The organism is uncultured Thiodictyon sp. (assembly GCF_903828115.1).
Lineage (GTDB): Bacteria > Pseudomonadota > Gammaproteobacteria > Chromatiales > Chromatiaceae > Thiodictyon.
Window position 1 is genome coordinate 1 of sequence record NZ_CAIKKU010000858.1, and the last position, 3,115, is coordinate 3,115.

The 3,115-nt window shown below is 65.3% G+C and carries 5 protein-coding genes and 1 pseudogene; all 6 read right to left on the reverse strand.

Going from position 1 to position 3,115, the window contains the following annotated elements; translation table 11 throughout:
* Positions 1-173 precede the first annotated feature (173 nt).
* Complete coding sequence (locus tag QZY48_RS32070) at positions 174-824, reverse strand: EF-hand domain-containing protein (RefSeq protein WP_295438351.1); 651 nt, start codon at positions 822-824, stop codon at positions 174-176.
* 5 nt (positions 825-829) lie between these two features.
* The gene (locus QZY48_RS32075; RefSeq protein ID WP_295438354.1) at positions 830-1,132 is read right to left on the reverse strand and encodes a DUF2202 domain-containing protein; all 303 of its coding nucleotides are present in this window, start codon (positions 1,130-1,132) and stop codon (positions 830-832) included.
* A 39-nt stretch (positions 1,133-1,171) separates the two neighbouring features.
* Complete coding sequence (locus tag QZY48_RS32080; protein WP_295438356.1) at positions 1,172-1,555, reverse strand: hypothetical protein; 384 nt, start codon at positions 1,553-1,555, stop codon at positions 1,172-1,174.
* A gap of 57 nt (positions 1,556-1,612) precedes the next feature.
* A complete protein-coding gene (locus QZY48_RS32085) occupies positions 1,613-1,762 on the reverse strand; it encodes a hypothetical protein (RefSeq protein WP_295438358.1) in 150 nt (49 codons plus the stop codon).
* A gap of 215 nt (positions 1,763-1,977) precedes the next feature.
* Entirely contained in the window at positions 1,978-2,220 is a 243-nt protein-coding gene (locus tag QZY48_RS32090) for a hypothetical protein (RefSeq protein ID WP_295438361.1), read from the reverse strand.
* A 211-nt stretch (positions 2,221-2,431) separates the two neighbouring features.
* Positions 2,432-3,115: pseudogene (locus QZY48_RS32095) on the reverse strand (hypothetical protein); the annotation flags it as partial.

Consider the following 3,115-nt stretch of genomic DNA (forward strand, 5'->3'; position numbering starts at 1 on the left):
ACCTGAATGCGGCGATTAACCTCGCCAAGTACGCCGCGAGTTCCGCGGTGTCTGCCTGTGGAGGGGAAGGCGCTGGCGCGGGCCGCAAGGTCCGCGTGAAACCGGCCCCCGTGAAGCAGGAAGTCAACTTTATTCATGTTTACGCATGAATTTGTAAGTTTGATAGAACGGTATCAGGGTTGCCGCATCATTTGCCCGCGATGCGCGGCCTGGCCGGCGGCGAACTCATCCGGAGTCACCTGACCATTGCCGTCGGTGTCGATGGCACTGAAGGGCAGTGCCTTGCCGGCATTGCGCATCGGATACCCCTGGGCCGCACGCTCGGCCATGCGCTTGGCCCGCGCCTCATAGAATTCCGTTTCGGTCAGGGTGCCGTCCCCGTTGAGGTCGAACTCGACGAAGACCGGCATGTTGCGGCCCATGCCCATGCCCATGCCCATGCCGGGCCCGCCCCCCATACCACCGCCGGGGCCGGCCCCGGGGCCTGCGCCCATCCCCGGACGGCCCTGCATGCGCGCCTGGCGTCCGGCCTGGAACTCCTCGGGGGTCATTCGGCCGTCGCCGTTCTGATCGAAGTCGGCGAAGGTCGGCGCCGTGGCCGCACCACGCATGGGTGCGCCCTGGGCCGCGCGCGCGGCCATGCGCGCCCCGTGAGCGGTCGTGAACTCCTGCTCGGTAACGGCCCCATCGCCGTTCTTGTCCAGGTCGGAGAAGGTCATGGGACCGGGTGGTGCCGGGGTCTGCGCCGACAGGATGCCAGGTAGTAACAGGCAGGCAAAGCCCAGGGTCAGGCCGCGTGTGATCGTCTTGGCTTGGTGTTTCATCTTGATTATCCTCCAACGATCGCGTCGAAAAGCGCATCGAAGTGGATCTGCTCCGAGGCAGCGATCTGCGAGAACACCGGTGTCTTCCAGCGCGCGTAGAGCTTGAGGTAGACATCGCGGGCGACCTTTTCCTCTTCGCGCATCTTGAGCAAGTCGTCAGCCTCGACCGTGCTGAGGGTGGGGACCGTCGCCGCGCTCGGTGCCGCGACTTGCGGCCCGCCGGGGCTGTTGGGTCCCTTGGCCATGACCGGACCGGCGCCAACGCAGGCGAGAATGACCAGGGAGCTTACGAGTATACGAGTTTTCATGATGGTTACCTTCCAAGAGTAGATTTGGGGTGTCAACGCTCAGCGTCCCCGTCCCATGCCGCGCCCGCCGCCGCCCCCGCCCCCGCCCCCGCCCTGGCCGTGCCTGGCCTCGTAGCCGGTGCCGTAGGGCAAATCGCCGCGGTGGTCAGCACCGCGCCCGAAACCGCCGACAGCGCCGGGGCGGCTGGGCTGCTCACCCAGCCCCGGCAGTCGCGCGGTCACCTCGGCGGCGGGCGAACCCCAGGTCCTGGTCAGGGCACCGCCCGGCACGCTGAGGTCCAGCGGCCTGCTTGGCGCCACGCTCAGGTCCTGGCCCCAGGTCGAAGCGATGAAGACGCAGAGCAGCACAAAGAGGGTCAGGCGGTTGATGATCGGAACTGCCTCGATGGTGACGGTACCGATTCTCCGCGCATCCTGTAGCACCGTCTTGTCAGCGCCGTAACGGCCTGTATCGGTGTGTAACGGCGTGTATCCGGGTGGTCAGCGACGGCTGGTTTCGGGCGCTCCGGCCAGGTTGAAGGTGCTGGTCCAATAGACCCGGCCGAACCGCCACCAGACCCCCAGCCAGCCTTGGACCGGGGGGTGACGGCCGCCCATGTCGGCATCGGGATGACCCGGGTTACCTGGCACGGCATGTTCGTGGAATTCTGCACTTCCACCCGCTTGCCGTCGTCACTGCCGCAAGATGGGTCAGAAGCGTTACGCTATTCAGCCTACGGCGAAGCCTTCTCGGGCACTGATCGGGTGCGAGTAATCAATATCTTGCCGCGCGGTCGGTGATCTTCTGCGAGTGCGGCTGCACTGCCCCCGGTGACGGGGGCGGTGCATCAACCACGGCTTACGGCCTATTTCTTGCCGTATTTCGGACCGGTGCCGTCAAGCTTCGGGATACCGGTGCCGGTGCAGACGCCGGTGCCGGGGCCCTTGCCACCGGCCACGACCTGGTCCATCTGTGCGGCGCTGAGCTGAATCGGGGCTGGCTGGCTGCTTTGCCCCTGAGCGGCCTGGGTCGCAGTGGTCTGAGCCGCCGCGGCGGCCGTGAAAGTGGCGCCGGCCAGCAGGGCGATCAACAAGGCTTTTGCGTTCATCTGTATTTCCTCAAGCGAGTGTTTTGGAGCACAGGGTTAGGCTATCAACACATACTGACAGCCGCTTCCGCAAACGGCCCCTGGTGAACCGCGTGTCACCTGGGGGCGTTTCTCCGTGTGGCGGTAGAGACATTATTCACTGAGGGCGTTGCGGCACCATGACGAGGGAGTATCGCTTTGTTTCCCATCGTGTCAGACTGTATCAGTGCCACTAAAAGCGATACGGCAGCGACACCGAGAAGATGAAGTCGTTAGCGTCGTCCGTAACCCCGGCCGCCGCCGACAGATTAAGGAACAGGTTCTTGCCCAGGGTAAAGTCGGCGCCCAGGTTGATGTAACCGGCCGTGGCGGCCGCGCTGTAGTACGCCTCGCCGTCCCACGGTTCAACCTTATCCTTGCCTGGAAAGTCGAGGGACAGCCCCGCATCGAGTGAAATAGCGGGGGTCGCGGCCAGGGTGACGCCGAGGGTCAGGCCAAAGCGATCGGCCGGCGTGAGACGGCCGGTCTGATAGCCCGCACCGTCCCAATAGGTCGCGGTCCTGGACCAGGCATAGCCATAGGATAGCGTGCCGTACAGCGCCACCGGCTCGCTGCGCTTGACGGCTGACAGTGACAACGTGAGCGAGCGCAAGCCGTCGCCAATCGGTACGGGGGCGAACGGGGCGCTGCCGTTGTCGTGGGTGTAGGCCAGTCGCGCCACCAGTGACGGCCAGGATGCGGTTTCCTGCGTGAGCCGCTTGCCCAGACTGATCGCTATATCACCCGTGCCGTCGGCGCGCCCCAACGGGTAGTCGCGTTGGATGTAAGGCAGATACAGCGCGGCGGCCATGCCCCAGGGGAGGCCGGCCTCCAGACCCAGGCCATAGGCGATGGACTCATAATGGTCATCGCCCTG

What these genes read in the sequence shown, in the direction of transcription:
- QZY48_RS32070 (WP_295438351.1), bottom strand. Translation starts at nt 824, where the DNA reads ATGAAACACCAAGCCAAGACGATCACACGCGGCCTGACCCTGGGCTTT.
- QZY48_RS32075 (WP_295438354.1), bottom strand. Translation starts at nt 1,132, where the DNA reads ATGAAAACTCGTATACTCGTAAGCTCCCTGGTCATTCTCGCCTGCGTT.
- QZY48_RS32090 (WP_295438361.1), bottom strand. Translation starts at nt 2,220, where the DNA reads ATGAACGCAAAAGCCTTGTTGATCGCCCTGCTGGCCGGCGCCACTTTC.